The organism is Nostoc sp. NZL (assembly GCF_015714705.1).
GTDB classification, from domain to species: domain Bacteria; phylum Cyanobacteriota; class Cyanobacteriia; order Cyanobacteriales; family Nostocaceae; genus Nostoc; species Nostoc foliaceum_A.
In genome coordinates, this window is the sequence record NZ_WBKL01000166.1 from 1 (window position 1) to 849 (window position 849).

2 protein-coding genes and 1 pseudogene are annotated in these 849 nt (G+C 43.1%); 1 reads left to right on the top strand and 2 read right to left on the bottom strand.

From position 1 onward, the window contains the following. Nucleotides 1-120: 120 nt before the first annotated feature. Nucleotides 121-429, bottom strand: coding sequence for a hypothetical protein (locus tag F8R90_RS33110; RefSeq protein WP_230966773.1), 309 nt, complete (start codon nt 427-429; stop codon nt 121-123). A 14-nt stretch (nt 430-443) separates the two neighbouring features. Between F8R90_RS33110 and F8R90_RS33545 the strand changes: the two genes are divergently transcribed. Further along, entirely contained in the window at nt 444-566 is a 123-nt protein-coding gene (locus F8R90_RS33545) for a hypothetical protein (protein ID WP_269141792.1), read from the top strand. A gap of 40 nt (nt 567-606) precedes the next feature. Here F8R90_RS33545 and F8R90_RS33115 read toward each other — a convergent pair. After that, nucleotides 607-849, bottom strand: a pseudogene (locus tag F8R90_RS33115) (transposase); the annotation flags it as partial.

The window sequence follows — 849 nt, forward strand, 5'->3', positions numbered from 1 at the left end:
GGGGGCGGGGAGCAGGGGGGAGAACCCCATACATAAATGTAGGGCTGCTGAACTAAGGACGTATTATTTCTTGTGCTATGCATCTCGAAATAAATATTTCTCCCTTGAGCATAAATAAATTTATTTACTCTGAAACCCTTGCCGCAGGGGAATTGTAGTATCTTTCTCCCTTGCTCCCTGCTCCCTGCTCCCTGCTCCCCTGCCTCTTCGGTCATGCCAATACCTTGATGCTGTGAGAAACCCTTTTTGATACAGTATCGATGAATCAAGATAGTAAGTAATTTTAATCAACTTTTTGTTCCACCTTCCCAACGCGATCGCTATCAAGGGAGACTCAATGCCCCTGTCATACTCATGGAATATGGGAATTACCAATGTCCTCAGTTCCGGGAAATGCATCAGTTGATTCAGGCAGTTGATGGCAGTCATTATCGCTGCAAGTAATGAAGTGCTCCGGAATCGACGAATTCTTCCCCCAAATTGGTCAAACGCCACCCGAAGGATGGACGGATCTTGAAAATCAGTACGACACTTCGATCGTCGGAGCGCCCCTGTCTGTCAAATAAATGGGCTGCAAACGATTAAAGTGCGTTTTAACTCAAGAACCTATCCCACTAATAAAATTCTTTGAATCCAAATATGAATAGTAGCAAGATCAAGAAATGCATCAAAATATACTTTTCGACGTTCCCAGCGAACAGCTAAACGACGGTATTTGCGTTGATACCAAGCAAAACAACGTTCTTGCTGGTATCTTGTCACAGATATTTTGATCGGTCTACCTTTATTTTTCTTAGTTTTCCAAACTCTTTTTGGTATTTGGGGTCGAATACTCGGAAAGCGTAAACT

Excerpts from the sequence above, each read along its gene's own strand:
- F8R90_RS33545 (WP_269141792.1), top strand. The coding sequence starts at position 444 with ATGAAGTGCTCCGGAATCGACGAATTCTTCCCCCAAATTGGTCAAACG.
- F8R90_RS33110 (WP_230966773.1), bottom strand. The coding sequence starts at position 429 with ATGACTGCCATCAACTGCCTGAATCAACTGATGCATTTCCCGGAACTG.